Source organism: Streptomyces sp. CA189 (assembly GCF_056428985.1).
On record NZ_JBWJVM010000017.1, the window covers coordinates 1 to 17,346 of the forward strand.

A 17,346-nucleotide genomic window follows, 5' to 3' on the forward strand; every position below is an offset into this window, starting at 1 on the left:
TGCCGGCCGAGAGGAAGACGAGCTGGGGCCGGGTGCCTTCGCCGTCGTGGGCGCCTCCGGTGCTCTCGGTGGTCTCTGTGCGCTCAGCGCTCTCGGTGCCGGCGGACCGGTGCGCGAGCCGGCCGCGGATCGGTTCGGGGCGCTCCTCCAGCACGACGTGGACGGCTTCGGCGCGGTCGTCGGCGGCGCGGTCGTAAACGAGGGGCCGTACGACGGCGTCGAGCGGGCGGCAGACGCCGGCGGCGGACAGGGCGCGGAGCCGGGAGAAGCCGACGAGGCTGTCGGGGGTGAGGTGGAGGTACACGCTGCCGACGAGGGCGGTCCGGCAGCTGCCGGACCGCACCTGGGCGATGGTGCGCATGTGGCCCGTCATGAGGTCCTCGTAGTCGGACACCGACAGTCCGAAGAACACCCCGGTGTTCTCGAGGTCGAGGTCGCCGCGGCCCATTCCTGCGTCGGCGAGCGCCTCGCGTATGACGTCGAGGATCAGCCGGAGCTGCGGGTCGATCACCCGCGCGCGGGTGGGCGGCACCCCGTGGTGCGCAGCGTGGCCGATGACGTCGGGGGAGCCGGGAAGGCGGCAGCCGGGTCCGATGAGGGCGATGTCAGTCATGGCGGGTCTGCCTCCGGTCCGGATGGCGTCGCTCCTGCTGTGCCGCAGGACGGTCGCTCTCCACCGTGCCCGGGGGCGGTACGAGGCAGTAGACCCGGCTTTTCGTTACTTGACAGGTGCGCCGCGATCAGGTGCCGCGATCGCCCTCCTGGAGGTAGGCGGCGATCATGGCGACGTCGTTGGCGATGTCCAGGATGCCGCTCGGGTCGGTGGTCGGGGTCGAGGCGCCGGTGACGCCCGCGTAGAACACGTCGAAGCGGCCGTCGCCCTTGTCCAGGTAGCCGGCGATGGTGATGGCGCCGATGCCCAGGCGGTCGTTGAGGGCGTCCAGCCCGACGGCGGCGCCGGTCTTGGCGAACACCTTGCCGCGCGCCGGGCAGTCGCGGCAGTTCTCGGCGAGCAGCCCGTCGACTCCGAGGACGGGCAGGGACTCGCGGAAGCGGCGCGCCTCGGGGGAGCGCAGCCAGTACGTCAGCATCTGGATCTCCGCCTGCGGCGTGGACCGGTCGACGGGGTTGCCGCCGCGCCCGTCGAGGAGCTGCACCTGCGCGCGGTCCACCCCGGCCCCGTCCAGGAAGGAGGCCAGAACGGGGAAGCCGTCCATGCACGCGTGGCTGCCGGTGGTGACCGCCATCAGGCAGATGCCGAGGTTGGCGCCCAGGTTGTGGCTGACCTTGAGGATGAGTTTCGCGTAGTCGGCGAAGGGCGGCGAGGTGTACGCGGCCACGCGCGCCCGGCCCTCGTAGCCGGCGGGCAGCCGGTCCACCGGGTTCCCGCCCGCCGGATCCGCGGTCACGTCCACCCCGGCCCGTTCGAGGGCCTCGATCAGCGCGGTCCGGCCGAAGGCCGCGGGGTCGGTGATGGGGGAGACCTTCAGTACCGGTGCGGCGCCCGCCGCGATCGTGCCGGAGAGCCGGATCCGGGTGCCGTTGTCCGAGGTCGTGACCGTGATCGCCGTCGGCTTGCCCGCCGCCACGGTCGTCACCGTCGAGCTGACCCGGTACGGGGCGACCTTCGGCCGCCAGTCCAGCCGGGCGGGCGCGTCGGCGCGGTCTCCGGGGGTGGTCGTCAGGTCGATGAGGTTGTCGTTGACGATCAGCGGGGTCGGGGTGGGGATCAGGACCGGCTCGGGCCCGAAGAGCCGGTCGTCGACGATCACGTTCCCGTCGACGCGGGTGATGCCGGAGTCGCGGACCTGGCGCGCGAGGAGGTCGATGCCGGCGAGCGGGTTCTGCGGGGTGAGCGTGGCGCCGGGGACGTCGTCGGCGTAGGTGTGGTCGAGGTCGGTGAAGGCGACCGTGCCGTCGGGGCGGGTCCTGCCGCCCATGGTCAGATCGCCTTGCGCGACCAGGGCGAGATCGCCGGTCAGGGTCGCGCCGCGCCGCTGGCCGACCGCGTAGAGCGGGGTCACGAAACGGTGGTCGGGGCCGAGGGCGTCCCAGGCGCCGGAGACGCTGAACAGCTTGGCCGTGGACCCGGGGATGAAGAGCTGGTCGGGGAAGCGGCTGTGGACGGTCCGCCCGGTGTCCGGATCGACCTGGAGGAGGCCCCACTGGGCGTTGCGGTACCCCGGCTTCCGCATGACCTCCGTGATCCGGGGGTCGAGCGGGTCGGAACCCCCGGTGTCGGAGGGAGCGGGCGTCGGCGGTGTCGCTCCGGCGGCCGTGCCCGCGGTCAGGATCACGAGCAGGAGGGCCGCGCATCCGGCGGCCATGCGCCGCCGCAGGGGCCCGGGGTGCGTTCCTCTTGGCACGGCGAGCCCCGTTCGTCTGGGCGGCGGGCTCCGGAGGCGTCACCCGGTCGCGTTTTCCCGGTACCCGGTTCTCGGTCCCCGGTACTCGGTTCCCAGGGTTCAGCCAGCGTGGCACGCCCGCATCCGGCCCGCACGTCGCGCCTGTGCGCGGGGGCCGCCGCGCGTACGCGACGGCCCCCGCCCGTACGGGCCGGACGGTCAGCCGGTGAAGCCGGCCGTGATGGAGGTGAACTGCCAGTCGCTCTGGGCGATGCCCGAGCAGGTCTCCTGCAGGCCGCCGCCGGGGCAGCCGCGGTCGCGGTTCACCGACCAGAAGGCGAGGCGCGCGATGTGGTGGGAGTTGGCCCAGTCGCGGATGTCGGTCCAGTTCTGGACGGTGGTGGTCTCCTGGGTGTCGCTGATGCCGTTCATGCCCGAGATGCCGATGTGGGAGTACGCGGTCGCGTCGTCCCAGCCGTAGGTGGACTTGAGCTTGGCCTTGAGGCCCTCGGTCGCGCTGACGGTGCTTGCGTACATGTCCGTCGAGGCGTTGCCGAAGTCGAACGGCATGATCGTGAAGACGTCGATGCCGGCGTTCAGCGCCTTGGACTGCTCGATCAGGCGGTTGCCCCAGCTCGTCGGGCCGGTGGTGGAGGTGCCGAAGGTCAGGATGGTCCGCAGGCCGGGGTTGTTCTGCTTGACGATCTTGAGGGCGCCGAGGATGCGGTCCTGGACCACGGCGTTCTCGAACTCGTCGGTGTTCTCGATGTCCACGTCGATGGCCTTCAGGCCGTAGGCGTCGATGACCTGCTGGTAGGCGCCGGCCAGGGCCTCGGCGGTGGCGCAGTTGGGGCCGAGCTTGTTGCCCTGCCAGCCGCCGATGGAGGGCACGATGTCGCCGCCCGCCGCGCGGATCGAGGCGATGGTGCTCTGGTCGATGCCGCCGGTCAGCGGGCGCTGGCCGTCCCAGGACGGGTTGCAGCCGCCGGAGGAGAGGATGAACGCCATGGTGAACCACTTGGTGCCGGTCGCGTTCATCACGGCGGTCGCGCTCGGCGGGTTGCCCCAGCCGAGGTAGAGGTACGGCGCGGCCTGCTTGAAGCCGGTCGGCGGCGTGGTCCCGGTGTCGGTGGTGACGTTGACGGTGTTCGAGGCGGCCGAGGTGTTCCCCGCGGCGTCGCGGGCGCGCACGGTGAACGCGTAGGCGGTGCTGGGGGTCAGGCCGGTGACGGTCGCGCTGGTGGCGGCGGAGGTGGCGACCTTCGTCCCGCCCCGGTAGACGTCGTAGCCGTTCACGCCGACGTTGTCGGTGGACGCGGTCCAGGACAGGGACGCCGTGGTGGAGGTCTTGCCGGTGGCGGCCAGGCTGCCGGGCACGGTGGGCGCCTGGGTGTCGACGGTGCCGCCCGGGCCGTCCAGGGTGATGTCGTCGGCGTAGTAAGTGCCTTGCCCGTACCAGCCGTTGAGGTAGATCTCGGCGCTGGTCTGGGAGGCCCCGGTGGTGAAGGCGACGGTCAGCTTGGTGTAGGCGGCCGCCGACGGGGTCCACGTGGAGGCGCCGCCGGTGACCCCGAGGTAGACGTAGCTGCCGCGGACCCAGGAGGAGAGCGTGTAGCTGGTGTTGGGCTGTACGGCGACGGTCTGGACGCACTTGGCGTTGTCGCTCGCACTGGCGGCGCCGGCCAGTGCCTTGCTCCCGCCGTGCACCGGTGAGCCGACCACGGAGCCCAGCCCGCCGGAACAGGACCAGCCGGCCGTGCTGCCCGACTCGAAGTCGCCGTTCGAGAGGATGTTGGCGCCGAAGGCCGCCCCGGGGGAGGTCAGCACCGCGGCCGCGCCGAGCAGCGTCGCGCCGAGGCCGCAGGCCAGCCGGGTACGGGTACGGGTTCGGGTGGGGGTACGCAAGGGAAGTGCCTCCAGTGGGAATGGGGGGACGGCGTGGAACGCGAAGCGCGGGCGTGCTGCCCGCCGGGGACGCGTGGGGACGGGGCGGCGGGTGGGGAGGCCCGTGGTGGGGCCGTACGGCCGGGCGGGCGCGGGGAGTTGACGACGTATCCGCTTCGTGGCCGGGAACCTAATCCTCCGGAAGGACCGCCGTCAACAGGTCTGGACCAACTGATAGGTGGCTATCTCAATCGGAAGGTTTACTAACGGTGGTGCTTGACAAGCCTGCCGCCCCTTCGGAAGCATGTCGCGGTGCCAGCCTCCCGCCCCCACCACGTCGCCGTCCTCGTCCTCGAAGGGGCGAAACCCCTCGACGTCGGCATCCCCGCGCAGGTGTTCACGGCCCGCGCGAGCATGCCCTACGAGGTCCGGGTGTGCGGCGCCGCCCCGGGGCTCGTGACCGGCGGCGACGGCCTGGCGTACTCCGTCGCCCACGGCCTCGAAGCCCTCGCCTGGGCCGACACCGTCTTCGTCCCCGGCTACCGGTTCCCCGACCGCGAGGACCCGCCGCGGGCCGTCGTCGAGGCGCTCATCGCCGCCCACGACCGGGGCGCGCGGCTCGCCGCCATCTCCACGGGGGCCTTCGCGCTCGCCGCCACGGGCCTGCTCGACGGCAAGCGGGCCACCACGCACTGGCACTACACCCGGGCGCTCGCGGCGAAGTGGCCGCTGGTCCGGGTCGACGAGAACGTCCTGTTCGTCGACGAGGGCTCCGTGCTGACCTCGGCGGGCGCCGCCTCGGGCATCGACCTGTGCCTGCACGTCCTGCGCAGTGATCTCGGGGTGGCCGCCTCGAACCACACGGCCAGGCGGCTGGTCGCGGCCCCCTACCGCAGCGGCGGCCAGGCGCAGTACGTGCCGCGCAGCGTGCCCGAGCCGCTCGGCCCGCGGTTCGCCGCCACCCGGGAGTGGGCGCTGCACCGGCTCGGCGAACCCCTCACCCTGGAGGCGCTCGCCCGGCACGCGGCGGTGTCCCCGCGCACGTTCTCGCGGCGGTTCGCCGAGGACACCGGGTACACGCCGATGCAGTGGGTGATGCGCGCCCGCATCGACATGGCCCGCGAACTGCTGGAGCGTTCGGAGCGGAGCGTGGAGCAGATCGCCGCGGACGTGGGCCTGGGCACCGGCGCGAACCTGCGGCTGCACTTCCAGCACATCCTGCGGACCACGCCGAGCGAGTACCGGCGCACGTTCGCCCGGGGCGAGTGACGGGGACGGCCCGCAGCGCCCGTCGTCGCGCAGCTCCCGCCCTCGCACGGCTCCCGTCGTCGCGTGGCGCGATCCTTGCGGACCGTGGCGATCGCGCCGCTGTCGTGGGCGCCCGCGACCCGCGAACCTGGTGACGAACCCAAGGGACAGGGAACAGGGAGACACCATGACTCGCATCGCCATCAACGGATTCGGCCGCATCGGACGCAACGTGCTGCGCGCGCTGCTCGAACGCGACAGCAAGCTCGACGTCGTCGCGGTCAACGACCTCACCGAACCCGCCACCCTCGCGCGGCTGCTCGCCTACGACACCACCTCCGGCCGGCTCGGCCGGCCGGTGACCGTCGACGGGGACGTCCTCGTCGTCGACGGCCGCCGCATCAAGGTGCTCGCCGAGCGCGAACCGGCGCAACTGCCCTGGGCCGAGCTCGGCGTGGACATCGTGCTGGAGGCCACCGGCCGCTTCGCCACCGCCAAGGCCGCCCGCGCCCACATCGACGCGGGAGCCAAGAGGGTGCTCGTCAGCGCACCGGCGGACGGGGCCGACATCACCCTCGCGTACGGGGTGAACAGCGACTCGTACGACCCGGCCCTGCACACGATCGTCTCCAACGCCTCGTGCACGACCAACGCCCTCGCGCCGCTGGCCGCCGTACTCGACGAACTCGCGGGCATCGAGCACGGCTTCATGACCACCGTGCACGCCTACACGCAGGAGCAGAACCTCCAGGACGGTCCGCACCGCGACCCCCGGCGCGCCCGCGCCGCCGCCGTGAACATCGTGCCGACCACGACGGGCGCCGCCAAGGCCATCGGCCTGGTCCTGCCGAACCTGGACGGCAAGCTCTCCGGCGACTCGATCCGCGTCCCCGTTCCGGTGGGGTCCATCGTCGAGCTGAACACCACCGTCGCCCGCGACGTGACCCGCGAGGACGTCCTGTCCGCCTACCGCGCCGCCGCCGAAGGGCCGCTCGCCGGCGTGCTGGAGTACTCGGACGACCCGCTGGTCTCCTCCGACATCACGGGCAACCCCGCCTCGTCGATCTTCGACTCGCAGCTCACCCGCGTCGAAGGCCGCCACATCAAGGTGGTCGCCTGGTACGACAACGAGTGGGGCTTCTCGAACCGGGTCATCGACACGCTCGAACTCCTCGCGAGCCGCTGAGCCCGGCCCCGGTCACCGGGCGCGCCGCGGACCGGGATTCCGGTCCGCGGCGCGCTGCTTTTACCGTCCCTTCCCGGCCATGCGCAAGGCTTGAACCAGAAAATCCTTGATGTCGCACTAGACTGGCGGGTTGTTTGGCGCTGGACCGGAACAACCTGGGCGGACCCGGGCTCCGCCCGGCGACCCGGAGGGTTCCGGGAACACGACGCGAGGGCCGATGGCAGCCACACCAGAGCACGGTGAAGTCACTCTGCTCGACGACGGGACGGGGCTAGACGACGGGACGGGGCTAGACGACGGGACCGGGCTCGACGACGGGACCGCGCCCGGCGCCGGCGAGGGGTACGAGGAGTCCGGCAAATCGGCCCGGTTCTCCGCCGGACCCGCCGCCCCGACGCGCACCCTCGTCGACGTCTTCGAGGCCTCCGTACGGGCCCACCCCGACGAGCTCGCCCTGGACGACGGAGCCACCCGGCTGACCTACCGGGCGCTCGCCGCCGAGGTGGAGCGCCGGCGCCAGGCCCTCGCGGCCGCCGGGGTGGGCCTCGGCGACCGCGTCGGCGTACGGGTGCCGTCCGGGACCAACGAGCTGTACGCGGGCATCCTGGCCGTCCTCGCGGCGGGCGCCGCCTACGTGCCCGTGGACGCCGAGGACCCGGACGAGCGGGCCGACCTGGTCTTCGGCGAGGCCGGAGTACGAGCCGTACTGGGCGCCGGCCAGCGCATCGAGACCGCCGCACCGGGCAAGACCGCCGCACCGGGCAAGACCGCCGGCCCAGGCGCGTCCGCCCCCGCCGCCCGCCCCGGCCCCGAGCACGACGCGTGGATCATCTTCACCTCCGGCTCCACCGGCAAGCCCAAGGGCGTGGCCGTCAGCCACCGCAGCGCCGCCGCCTTCGTGGACGCCGAGGCCGCGCTGTTCCTCACCGAGGAGCCCATCGGCCCCGGCGACCGGGTCATGGCCGGACTCTCCGTGGCCTTCGACGCCTCCTGCGAGGAGATGTGGCTGGCCTGGCGCTACGGCGCCTGCCTCGTGCCCGTGCCCCGCTCCCAGGTGCGCAGCGGCGCCGACCTCGGCCCCTGGCTGGCGGAGCAGGAGATCACCGTGGTCTCCACGGTGCCGACCCTGGCCGCGCTGTGGGAGCCCGAGGCCCTCAACGAGGTCCGGCTGCTGATCTTCGGCGGCGAGGCCTGCCCGCCCGAGCTCACTCAGCGCCTGGTCACCGAGGGCCGCGAGGTCTGGAACACCTACGGCCCCACCGAGGCCACCGTCGTCGCCTGCGCCTCGCTCCTGACCGGCGAGGAACCGATCCGCATCGGCCTCCCGCTGAACGGCTGGGAACTGGCCGTCGTCGACGAATCCGGCGAACCGGTGCCCATGGGCGGCAGCGGCCAGCTCGTCATCGGCGGCGTCGGCCTGGCCCGCTACCTCGACCCCGAGAAGGACGCGGAGAAGTACGCCCCGCTGGAATCCCTCGGCTGGGAGCGCGCCTACCGCAGCGGCGACCTCGTCCGCGCGGAGCCCGAGGGGCTGGTGTTCCTGGGCCGCGGCGACGAGCAGATCAAGCTCGGCGGCCGCCGGATCGAGCTGGGCGAGGTCGACGCCGCCCTCCAGGCTCTGCCCGGAGTCGCCGGCGCGGCCGCCGCCGTCCGCACGGCGCGCAGCGGCAACCAGCTCCTCGTCGGCTACCTGGTCACCCAGGACGGCTGGGACCACGCGGCGGCCGTGACCCGGCTCCGCGCCGAGCTGCCCGCGGCCCTCGTACCGCTGCTCGCGCCGGTCGAGGAGCTGCCCACCCGCACCTCCGGCAAGGTGGACCGCAACGCACTGCCCTGGCCGCTCCCGGAACTGGAGACCAGCGGCCCCACCGAGCAGCTCTACGGCACCGAGGCCTGGCTCGCCGAGCAGTGGAGCGAGACCCTGGGCGTGGCCGTCACCGGCGCCGCCGACGACTTCTTCGCGATCGGCGGCAGCAGTCTCGCCGCCGCCCAGCTCACCACCCGGCTGCGCACCCGCTACCCGAGCGCGGCCGTCCTCGACATCTACCAGCAGCCCACCCTGCGCAAGCTGGCCCGGCACCTGGAGAAGTCCGCGCAGGACGACGGCGCCGTCCGGACCATCGCGCCCGTGCCGCTGCGGGCCAAGGTGATCCAGTCCCTGCTGCTGCTCCCGCTCTTCACCCTGGTCGGCCTGCGCTGGACGGTGGCGCTGCTCGCCCTGGGCAACGCACTGCACTGGTTCGGGGCCTATCCGTGGGCGCCAACCGCCTCGTGGTGGCTCGTCGCCGCCGGCGCCGCCCTGCTCTTCAGCCCGCCCGGCCGCCTCGCGATCGCGGCCGGCGGCGCCCGGCTGCTGCTGCGCGGGGTCAAAGCGGGCCGCCACCCGCGTGGCGGAAACGTTCACCTGCGGCTGTGGATGGCCGAGCGGCTCGCCGAGTGCTCCGGCGCCACCTCGCTCAGCGGGTCCTGGCTGGAGCGCTACGCGCGGGCGCTGGGCGCCAAGATCGGCCCCGAGGTGGACCTGCACTCGCTGCCGCCCGTCACGGGCATGCTCAAGCTCGGCCGCGGCTGCGCCGTGGAGTCCGAGGTGGACCTCTCCGGCCACTGGCTGGACGGGGACCGGCTGGAGATCGGCACCGTGAAGGTCGGCGCGGGCGCCGTCGTCGGCACCCGCAGCATCCTCTTCCCCGGCGCCCGGGTCGGCAAGCGGGCCGAGGTCGCCCCCGGCTCCGCCGTGGTCGGCCAGATCCCGACCGGCCAGCGCTGGGCCGGCGCCCCCGCCGGCAAACTCGGCAAGGCCAAGCGGAACTGGCCCAAGGAGCGCCCGCCGCGCCGTCCGCACTGGCGCGCCGCCTACGGGGCGGCCGGCTTCTGCCTCACGGCCCTGCCCGTGCTCGCCGCCCTGCCCGCCCTCCTCGTGGCCGGCCGGTTCGTGCCCGCCGACGCCGGACTCGGCCGGGCCCTGGCCGGAGCGCTGCTCGCCGTGGTGCCGGGGGCGCTCGCCTTCGGGTTCGCGTACGCGGCTCTGCTCCTGGTCTCCGTACGCCTCCTCAGCCTCGGGCTGCGCACGGGCGTCCATCCCACGCACAGCAGGATCGGCTGGCAGGCCTGGACGGTCACCCAGCTGATGGACCTCTCCCGGGAAACCCTCTTCCCCCTGTACGCCGGACTGATCACCCCGGTGTGGCTGCGGCTGCTCGGCATGAAGATCGGCCGGGGCGCCGAGGTGTCCACCGTGCTCGCGCTGCCGAGCCTCACCACCGTCGGCGAGGGCGCCTTCCTCGCCGACGACACCCTGACCGCCCCGTACGAGCTGGGCGGCGGCTGGCTGCGGATCGGCCACTCCGAGATCGGCCGCCGAGCCTTCCTCGGTAACTCCGGAATGACCGCGCCGGGCCGCTCCGTGCCGGACGACGGGCTGGTCGGCGTACTGTCCGCCACCCCGAAGAAGGCCAAGAAGGGCAGCTCCTACCTGGGCCTGCCGCCGGTCCGGCTGCCTCGGTCCACCGCCGACGCCGACCAGAGCCGGACCTACGATCCGCCCGCCCGGCTGCTGTGGGCGCGCGGGCTGGTGGAGCTGTGCCGGCTTGTCCCGGTGTTCTGCTCGACCGCGCTCGCCGTGCTGACCGTGGCGGCGTTCTGCGCCCTGGCAGCGGCGGACGGGCCCGGGCCGTGGGCGACCGCGCTGCTGTCCGGAGCGGTCCTGCTCGCCGCCGGGGTGGCCGCGTGCCTGGTCGCGGCGGCCGCGAAATGGCTGCTGGTGGGCCGGCACCGGGCGGGCGAGCACCCGCTGTGGAGCGGCTTCGTCTGGCGCAACGAACTGGCCGACACCTTCGTCGAGGTACTGGCCGTGCCCTGGCTGGTCGGCTCGGTGCCCGGTACGCCCGTGCTGTCCCTGTGGCTGCGCGGACTGGGTGCCCGGATCGGCAGGGGCGTGTGGTGCGAGAGCTACTGGCTGCCCGAGACCGACCTGGTCGTCCTGGGCGACGCGGTCAGCGTGAACCGGGGCTGCGTGTTGCAGACGCACCTCTTCCACGACCGGATCTTGCGGACGGATACTGTGGTCCTCCGTGAGGGCGCCACCCTGGGCCCGGGTGGAATCGTCCTGCCCGGGAGCACGGTCGGGGCCCGCAGCACACTGGGTCCGGCCTCCCTCGTGATGGCCGGGGAATCCGTTCCCGCCGACACCCGCTGGCTGGGCAACCCGATCGAGGCGTGGCGGTCCTGAAGGGCGGGTCCGGGCGTTCGGAACGGGGCGTCCGGGTCCGGCACCACCAGCACGTCGTACGAGCACAACGCAGGGAGCGGAAGCGGCAGTGAACGGCCAGAAGACAGCGGCATCGGACCCGTACTTTCCGGCCAACGGCGACCCCCGTTACCGCGTGCACCGGTACGAACTCGCTCTGGAGTACCGCCCCGGCCCCAACCGGCTCGCCGGGACGGCCCGGCTCAGCGCGATCGCCGGACGGGCGCCGCTCACCGAGTTCCACCTCAACCTGGCCGAGTTCAAAATAGGCCGGGTCATGGTGAACGGCCGGGCGCCGCACTACAGCCACCGGGGCGGCAAGCTCCGCGTCCGGCCGCCCAAGCCGCTGCCCGCCGGCGCCGCCTTCACCGTGGAGGTGCACTGGGCGGGCAACCCCACACCGGTGCGCAGCCCCTGGGGCGGCCTGGGCTGGGAGGAACTGACCGACGGCGCGCTGGTGGCCAGCCAGCCGGTCGGCGCGCCCTCCTGGTACCCGTGCAACGACCGGCCCGCGGACAAGGCCTCGTACCAGATCTCGGTCAACACCCCCTCCGCCTACACCGTGGTGGCCGGCGGCCGGCTGCTCACGCGCACGACCCGGGCCTCGACGACCACCTGGGTGTACGAGCAGCCGGCACCGACCTCCACCTACCTGGTCGGCCTGTCCATCGGCATGTACCAGACGGTGCTGCTCGGCGACCCCGGGCTCGGCGGCGTCCCGCAGAGCGCCCACGTACCGGCGCACCTGCTGCCCCGCTTCTCCCGCGACTTCGCACGGCAGCCCGCCATGATGCAGCTGTTCGAGGAGCTGTTCGGCCCCTACCCCTTCGGCGAGTACGCGGTGGTCGTCGCCGACGAGGAGCTGGACGTGCCGGTGGAGGCCCAGGGGCTCTCCCTGTTCGGCGCCAACCACGTGGACGGCGTACGCGGTTCGGAGCGGCTCATCGCCCACGAGCTCGCGCACCAGTGGTTCGGCAACAGCGTGACCATCGCCGACTGGCGGCACATCTGGCTCAACGAGGGCTTCGCGAAATACGCGGAATGGCTCTGGTCGGAGCGGTCCGGCGGCCGCACCGCGCACGAACTGGCGGCCGCCGCGCACCGCCTGCTGTCCGGGCAGCCGCAGGACCTCCTGCTGGCCGACCCGGGACGCAAGCTGATGTTCGACGACCGCCTCTACCAGCGCGGCGGGCTCGCCGTGCACGCGATCCGCTGCGCACTGGGCGACGGCCCGTTCTTCCGCATGCTGCGGGAGTGGGCCACCGTGCACCGCCACGGCGTGGTCACCACGGCCGGCTTCACCGCGCACGCGTCGCGCTACGCGCTCGAACCGCTGGACGACCTGTTCGCGGCCTGGCTGTCCGAGCCGGCCCTCCCGCCGCTGCCCGCACCGGCCGCGGCGCCGTAGGGCGCCTCCTAGAGCCATCCCTTCTTCTTGACGAAGACGAAGGTGCCCAGGGATGCGGCGAGGACGGTGCCGAGGAGGACCGGCAGGGCGAAGAAGTTGTCGAAGCCGTACTCGTTGAGGTGCTCGAAGTTGGCGCCCGGGATCGCGGCGAAGGTGGACGGAATGACGAACATGAGGGTCAGTGCCGTCAGCTTCCGGTTCTCCACGGTGGACTTGACCTGATCTTCCGTCAGGGCGTTCAGGCGGTCCATGTCCCGGTTGAAATCGCGCAGTTCGTCGCGGATCTCGTGCAGGACGGCCAAGGTCTCGGCCTGCTCCGCGGCGGTCGTGGCGGCGTCGGTGCGGATGTCGGTGCTGGTGCTGGTGCTGATGGTCATGACAGTGCTTCCTTCGGTGAACGGGGAATGCGAACGGGGAAATGGGCGTGACGGGGCGCGAGACGTCGCGCGGACCGGACAGGGCGGCCTGTGGACGCCCCGTAAAGGGGTGGGTGGAGGAGCCCGGAGCATGCCGGACGAGCCCGCCGGAACGGCTGGGCGCGGGGTTGCCGGAACGGGCCGGAGAAGGGTGAGACGGCTGGGCGGCGGGCGCCGACGGGCCGTCGGGGGTGGAGAGAGGGCTCTGGTTACGCGGAGATGCGGCTCAGAGCGCGGCGGAGGACGAGGCGACTCGGCGCGGGTGGTTCAGTGGACTCGGACTGTGATCCATGGGGCGATCGCCTCCTCTCGGCAGGGCGTACGGCATACGCGGTCGTGGTCGCGGCCATCGGCCATCGGACGGGCGAGCGCAGTGCACTCACGGGCGGCGACACCTCAACGCTAACAGCAGCTCAGGGGCCCCATCCGGGTCTTTGGTCCCACCGGCCGGGCCGAAGGTCCCTTCCGCGGGAACGCGAAACGCCCCGCCCGGCCCACCGCTCCCGGGGTCGGAATCCGGTGGGGCGCGGGGGCCGGGCGGGGCGTGCGGCGAGCGGGGTCAGTACCTGAGCGCCGTGCCGACGGTGGCGCGCACCTCGCCCGAGAGCTTGTGGGTGCTGCGTGCGGTCCCGTCCTTGGACTGGCCGGCGGGCACGTCGGATACGGTGACGACCACCGTGTCCAGCGGATTGCCGGAGGCGTCCTTGTAGTCGACCTGGACGGCGAAAGACTTCGTCGAGCCGTCGGTGTTGCGGGCCGTGACGGTCACGGCCGAGAGTCCGTCGCCGTCGGTGGTGACGCTGCCGAGCGTCACCGCGTCCTTGGCGTCGACCCCGTCCTTGACCTCGTCCAGTTGCTTCTTCGCGGCCGCGGTGGCCGAGTCGACCGCGTCGGCGGCCTGTGACTGGGCCGAGGCGGCGGCCGAGGCCGCCTTGGACACCCCTTCCGACACGCTGCCGTCGGAGTCGGAGCAGCCGGCCGTCGCGGCGAGCACGGCCGCCGCGAGCAGGGCGCCGCAGGCGCCGCGGATCGCCTTCCTGTGGTGCGTGGGGGTCAGGGGCATGTGACGCCGACCGAGGCCGCGACGAGGGTCTCGTCGAACTTCTGGATCTGGGGCTTCAGCTGGGTCAGGGCTTCGGATCCGGTGGTGTCGCCCGGCAGGTCGCCGAAGCCGGACTTGAGATCGCCGACGGCGGATCCGACCGCCGACCTCTTCGCGGATTCCAGGTCCTTGAGGGAGGAGGAGACGTTGTCCCAGTCCGTCTGGACCGCGTCGACGGCGTCCTTGACCTGGTCCTTCGTCGCGGAAGCCGGGTCCAGGGCCGCCAGCTTGGCCTGGTCCGCCTTCAAGGTGGAGAGCCCGGTGCAGAGCTCCGAGGCGGCCTGGGTCGCCTGCTCCTTGGGGCTCGAGTCATCCGAGGAACAGGACGTGAGGAACAGGGCCGCGGCCGCGCCCAGGGCCGCGGCGATCGGGAGACGCTTCATGGAAATCCTTCCCATTTCGGAACTTCTGGATAAAACCTGACATACAAACTAATGGGCTGCATCCGGGGGGAGTTCGGTCCGCCGGGCCTCCGCCTCCGATACCGCCTCGTCCACGGTGCGGTGGACCCCGCGCGCGCCCAGCCGATCGCCGAGCGGGTGGCGGGCGAGCTCCCCGGCGGCCGTCGACCGCAGCCGGGCCAGATGGAAGGCGACGCCCTTCCGGTCGAGTTCCTCGCGGAGTTCCTCGAGGGTGTCCAGGACGGGAACGCCGAGCTGGAAGCAGGCGGTCAGGTCCAGGACGACGGTCCGGGGCGCCACCGGGGCGGTCCGCAGCCGCTCCAGCACGTCCAGCCGTACCCGGTTGACGTTGCCGAAGAAGAGGCTGCCGTCGGGGCGTACGACGAGGACGGCGGGATCGGTGGCGGCCTCCTCGTGGCCGGCGGTGTCGGCGTACAGCCGGGTCCCGGGCAGCCGGCCGAGGACGGCGACCCTGCGCCGGCTGGCGGCGGCGATGAACAGGACGAGCGAGAGCGCGACGGCGAGCAGCAGTCCGGGCAGCAGGTCGAAGAGGAGCACGCCGAACAGGGCGGTGAGCGCGACCCACAGGCTGCGCCGGTCCAGACGGAAGTAGCGGCGGAGTTCGCCGACCCGCAGGAAGCCGCGTACGGCGAAGATGACGATGGCGCCGAGGACCGGCTCGGGCAGGTCGGTGAACAGCGGGGTGAGGAAGGCGCCGGTCAGCAGGATCAGTCCCGCCGCGATCAGCGCGACCATCGGTGTCCGGCCGCCCGCTCCGACCGCGGCCGCGCTGCGCGAGGCGCTGCCGGAGACGACGAAGCCTCGGAAGAGCCCGACGGCGATGTTGCTGACGCCCACGGCGGCCATCTCCCGGTTGGCGTCCACCTCCTGGCCGTGTTCCCGGGCGAAGCGGTTGGCGATGCTGAAGGCCTCGGCGAACACCACCAGGGCCACGCCCAGGGCCCCGCCGAACAGGGCGATCCAGTCCGCGGCCGGGATGTCCGGCAGGTGGGGGACCGGTACGGCCGAGGGGATGCGGCCGACGGTCTCGACGCCGTGCTCCTCGAGGTCGAGGGCCGCCGACAGGAGCAGGGCCGCCACCAGGACGATCAGGGAGGCGGGCAGGCGCGGGACGAAGCGCTCCAGCAGGAACAGGGCGGCCAGCGCGGCCGCCCCGACGGCCAGGGTGACCAGGGACCAGTGGGGGGCTCCGGACAGGACGGTCCACAGCCGCTCGAAGAAGTTGCCGTCACCGCCCGCCACTCCGACGAGCTTCGCGGCCTGCCGGACGACGATGGTCAGGGCCATGCCGAACAGGAAGCCCAACAGGGCTGGTTCGGCGAGGAAGTTGGTCAGGAACCCGAGCCTGGCCAGCCCGGCCGCCAGCAGCACCGCGCCCACGATGACCGCGAGGGCGGCCGACAGCCCGACGGCGTCCTCGGGGGCGGGACTGACGGCCGAGACGGTGGCGGCGGACAGGACGGCCGCCGCCGAGGTGGCCCCGATGAGCAGGAAGTTGGATCGGCCCAGCAACGCGTACACGAGGAGGGCCACCGGAGCCGCGTAGAAGGCGTTCTGCGGGGGGACCCCCGCGATCTGCGCGTACGCGACGCACTCCGGCACGATCAGTGCCCACGCGGTGAGGGCGCCCAGCGTGTCGCCCCGCAGCCATCTGCCGCGGTAGTGGCGCAGCCAGGGGGCCACGGAGCTCGCCGCGGCCTTGTCGTGTGGTCCTGCCGTCCGCGGAACGCTCACCGCTCGGGCCCCTTCCTCAATTCGGTGAAGACTCCGCAACTCGGTGAAGGCTCCGCGGGCGGCGGCCGTCGCGCGCGGCGCCGCACACCGCTGTGGCCCGGACCCGGGGGAGGAGCCACCGGTCCGGACCACAGCGTCGTCTCGGTTCTCAGGCCGCGAAGACCTCACGGAGCTGCTGCTCCTGCGGGCCGGAGAGGTTGGAACGGATGAGCTGCGCCTGCCCGCCCGGGAAGGAGCCGCGGACCCGCTCGACCACGGCGTCGGAGGAGAGCAGGAAGAGCGCCGAAGTGCCGGGCTTCACCTCGGACTTCACCTCGTCGATGAACTGGTCGTCGATGCCGACGTCGGAGAGGGATCCACCGATGGCCCCGGCCGCCGCGCCCACGGCGGCGCCGAGCAGCGGCACGAAGAACAGGAGCCCGAAGAGCATCCCCCAGAAGGTGCCGGAGAGCGCGCCGGCGCCCGTGAGGCTGTTCAGCTGCTGGGTCTTCGGCTTCTTCGCGTCGTCGTGCCAGGTGACGACCGCCGCGTCGTGCACCTGTATCAGCTGTTCCTTCTGCAGGGCGAGCAGGGCGGACTCCGCCTGCTGGGCTCCCTCGGGAGTGGGGAACTTCCAGACGGTGAGAGTGGTGGATGCCACGTAACGCTCCAGTTCCTGGACGGTGTTGCTTGGCGTTGCTTGGCGTCCAGTACAACCCAGAAATGGACAATTCACCACAATTACCACGATCGCGACTCGTTGTCATCTGCTGTGTCGTTAGGGTGATTCCCCCGTTCGGCCGTACCCGACTGTCCGGCCGGGCGGATCCGCCCCAAGGGTGGGTAGGGCGGGGCGCATCGACGCCCCGCCCTACGAAGGAGTTCCCCATGGCACAGACCGCATCCCCGACGGGTACCCCGAAGCACGCCTCGCCGGGGGGTGGCGGGGCTCCGGCGGGAGCCGGGAGCGCCTGGGCCGCGGGCGGCGCGATGTTCGCCGGAGTCGTCCTCCTGGTGGACGGAGTCATCGCCGTCCTCAAGGGCATCTCCGGCATCGCGAACGACGACGTCTACGCCCGGCTCGGCGACTACGTCTACACGTTCGACACCGCGGCCTGGGGCTGGATCCACCTGCTCCTCGGCATCGTCCTTGCCGTCGTGGGCTGGGGCATCCTCAAGAGCGCCCCGTGGGCGCGGGCCACGGGTGTGGTCCTGGCCGGCTTCAGCGTCGTCCTCAACTTCATGTGGCTGCCCTACGCCCCGATGTGGGCCCTCGTGTCGATCGCCCTCGGAGTCTTCGTGATCTGGGCCCTGTGCACCGCGGGCCCGTCCCGCGCGCAGACCTCCGCCCTCTGATCCGCTGTCCGAAGGAGCCG

At 72.7% G+C, this 17,346-nt stretch carries 13 protein-coding genes; 5 read left to right on the plus strand and 8 right to left on the minus strand.

What is annotated here, in order from left to right; all coding sequences use genetic code 11:
- From AC061S_RS16210 to AC061S_RS16220, 3 genes are all read right to left on the minus strand, one after another.
- Window positions 1–613, minus strand: a 613-nt coding sequence (locus tag AC061S_RS16210; protein WP_478686646.1) for a beta-ketoacyl synthase N-terminal-like domain-containing protein, incomplete at its 3' end; no start/stop codon positions are given.
- A 127-nt stretch (window positions 614–740) separates the two neighbouring features.
- Window positions 741–2,327 carry a D-alanyl-D-alanine carboxypeptidase/D-alanyl-D-alanine endopeptidase gene (gene dacB / locus AC061S_RS16215; protein ID WP_478686647.1) on the minus strand — a complete coding sequence of 529 codons (1,587 nt, stop codon included), beginning with the start codon at window positions 2,325–2,327 and terminating at the stop codon, window positions 741–743.
- Window positions 2,328–2,564: 237 nt separating this feature from the next.
- Window positions 2,565–4,250: a carbohydrate binding domain-containing protein gene (locus AC061S_RS16220; RefSeq protein WP_478686648.1), complete on the minus strand. Its 1,686-nt coding sequence runs from the start codon at window positions 4,248–4,250 to the stop codon at window positions 2,565–2,567.
- A 291-nt stretch (window positions 4,251–4,541) separates the two neighbouring features.
- On the opposite strand from AC061S_RS16220, the gene AC061S_RS16225 reads away from it, so the two are divergent.
- From AC061S_RS16225 to AC061S_RS16240, 4 genes are all read left to right on the plus strand, one after another.
- On the plus strand, window positions 4,542–5,498 hold the full coding sequence (locus AC061S_RS16225; RefSeq protein WP_478686649.1) for a GlxA family transcriptional regulator: 957 nt from the start codon (window positions 4,542–4,544) through the stop codon (window positions 5,496–5,498).
- 166 nt (window positions 5,499–5,664) lie between these two features.
- Window positions 5,665–6,663 (plus strand): type I glyceraldehyde-3-phosphate dehydrogenase, encoded by a 999-nt coding sequence (gene gap / locus AC061S_RS16230; protein ID WP_478686650.1) that lies wholly within the window; start codon window positions 5,665–5,667, stop codon window positions 6,661–6,663.
- Window positions 6,664–6,880: 217 nt separating this feature from the next.
- Window positions 6,881–10,891: a Pls/PosA family non-ribosomal peptide synthetase gene (locus AC061S_RS16235; RefSeq protein WP_478686651.1), complete on the plus strand. Its 4,011-nt coding sequence runs from the start codon at window positions 6,881–6,883 to the stop codon at window positions 10,889–10,891.
- Window positions 10,892–10,979: 88 nt separating this feature from the next.
- Window positions 10,980–12,317, plus strand: a complete 1,338-nt coding sequence (locus tag AC061S_RS16240; RefSeq protein ID WP_478686652.1) for a M1 family metallopeptidase — start codon at window positions 10,980–10,982, stop codon at window positions 12,315–12,317.
- A gap of 8 nt (window positions 12,318–12,325) precedes the next feature.
- On the opposite strand, the gene AC061S_RS16245 is transcribed toward AC061S_RS16240, so the two are convergent.
- The 5 genes from AC061S_RS16245 to AC061S_RS16265 all read right to left on the minus strand — a co-directional run bounded on the left by AC061S_RS16245 (window position 12,326) and on the right by AC061S_RS16265 (window position 16,631).
- Window positions 12,326–12,694 (minus strand): hypothetical protein, encoded by a 369-nt coding sequence (locus AC061S_RS16245; protein WP_478686653.1) that lies wholly within the window; start codon window positions 12,692–12,694, stop codon window positions 12,326–12,328.
- A 598-nt stretch (window positions 12,695–13,292) separates the two neighbouring features.
- Window positions 13,293–13,796, minus strand: a complete 504-nt coding sequence (locus tag AC061S_RS16250) for a hypothetical protein (RefSeq protein WP_478686654.1) — start codon at window positions 13,794–13,796, stop codon at window positions 13,293–13,295.
- Complete coding sequence (locus AC061S_RS16255; RefSeq protein WP_478686655.1) at window positions 13,787–14,218, minus strand: hypothetical protein; 432 nt, start codon at window positions 14,216–14,218, stop codon at window positions 13,787–13,789. Before AC061S_RS16255 ends, AC061S_RS16250 begins: the two co-directional genes overlap by 10 nt.
- Window positions 14,219–14,266: 48 nt before the next feature.
- On the minus strand, window positions 14,267–15,991 hold the full coding sequence (locus AC061S_RS16260; RefSeq protein ID WP_478686656.1) for a SulP family inorganic anion transporter: 1,725 nt from the start codon (window positions 15,989–15,991) through the stop codon (window positions 14,267–14,269).
- A gap of 148 nt (window positions 15,992–16,139) precedes the next feature.
- Window positions 16,140–16,631, minus strand: a complete 492-nt coding sequence (locus tag AC061S_RS16265) for a DUF1269 domain-containing protein (protein ID WP_478686657.1) — start codon at window positions 16,629–16,631, stop codon at window positions 16,140–16,142.
- Window positions 16,632–16,858: 227 nt separating this feature from the next.
- Here AC061S_RS16265 and AC061S_RS16270 point away from each other — a divergent pair, with 227 nt between their 5' ends.
- Window positions 16,859–17,326, plus strand: coding sequence for a DUF7144 family membrane protein (locus AC061S_RS16270; RefSeq protein ID WP_478686658.1), 468 nt, complete (start codon window positions 16,859–16,861; stop codon window positions 17,324–17,326).
- Window positions 17,327–17,346 lie beyond the last annotated feature (20 nt).

Excerpts from the sequence above, each read along its gene's own strand:
- dacB (WP_478686647.1), bottom strand. The coding sequence starts at position 2,327 with ATGGCCGCCGGATGCGCGGCCCTCCTGCTCGTGATCCTGACCGCGGGC.
- gap (WP_478686650.1), top strand. The coding sequence starts at position 5,665 with ATGACTCGCATCGCCATCAACGGATTCGGCCGCATCGGACGCAACGTG.
- AC061S_RS16235 (WP_478686651.1), top strand. The coding sequence starts at position 6,881 with ATGGCAGCCACACCAGAGCACGGTGAAGTCACTCTGCTCGACGACGGG.
- AC061S_RS16245 (WP_478686653.1), bottom strand. The coding sequence starts at position 12,694 with ATGACCATCAGCACCAGCACCAGCACCGACATCCGCACCGACGCCGCC.
- AC061S_RS16250 (WP_478686654.1), bottom strand. The coding sequence starts at position 13,796 with ATGCCCCTGACCCCCACGCACCACAGGAAGGCGATCCGCGGCGCCTGC.
- AC061S_RS16255 (WP_478686655.1), bottom strand. The coding sequence starts at position 14,218 with ATGAAGCGTCTCCCGATCGCCGCGGCCCTGGGCGCGGCCGCGGCCCTG.
- AC061S_RS16270 (WP_478686658.1), top strand. The coding sequence starts at position 16,859 with ATGGCACAGACCGCATCCCCGACGGGTACCCCGAAGCACGCCTCGCCG.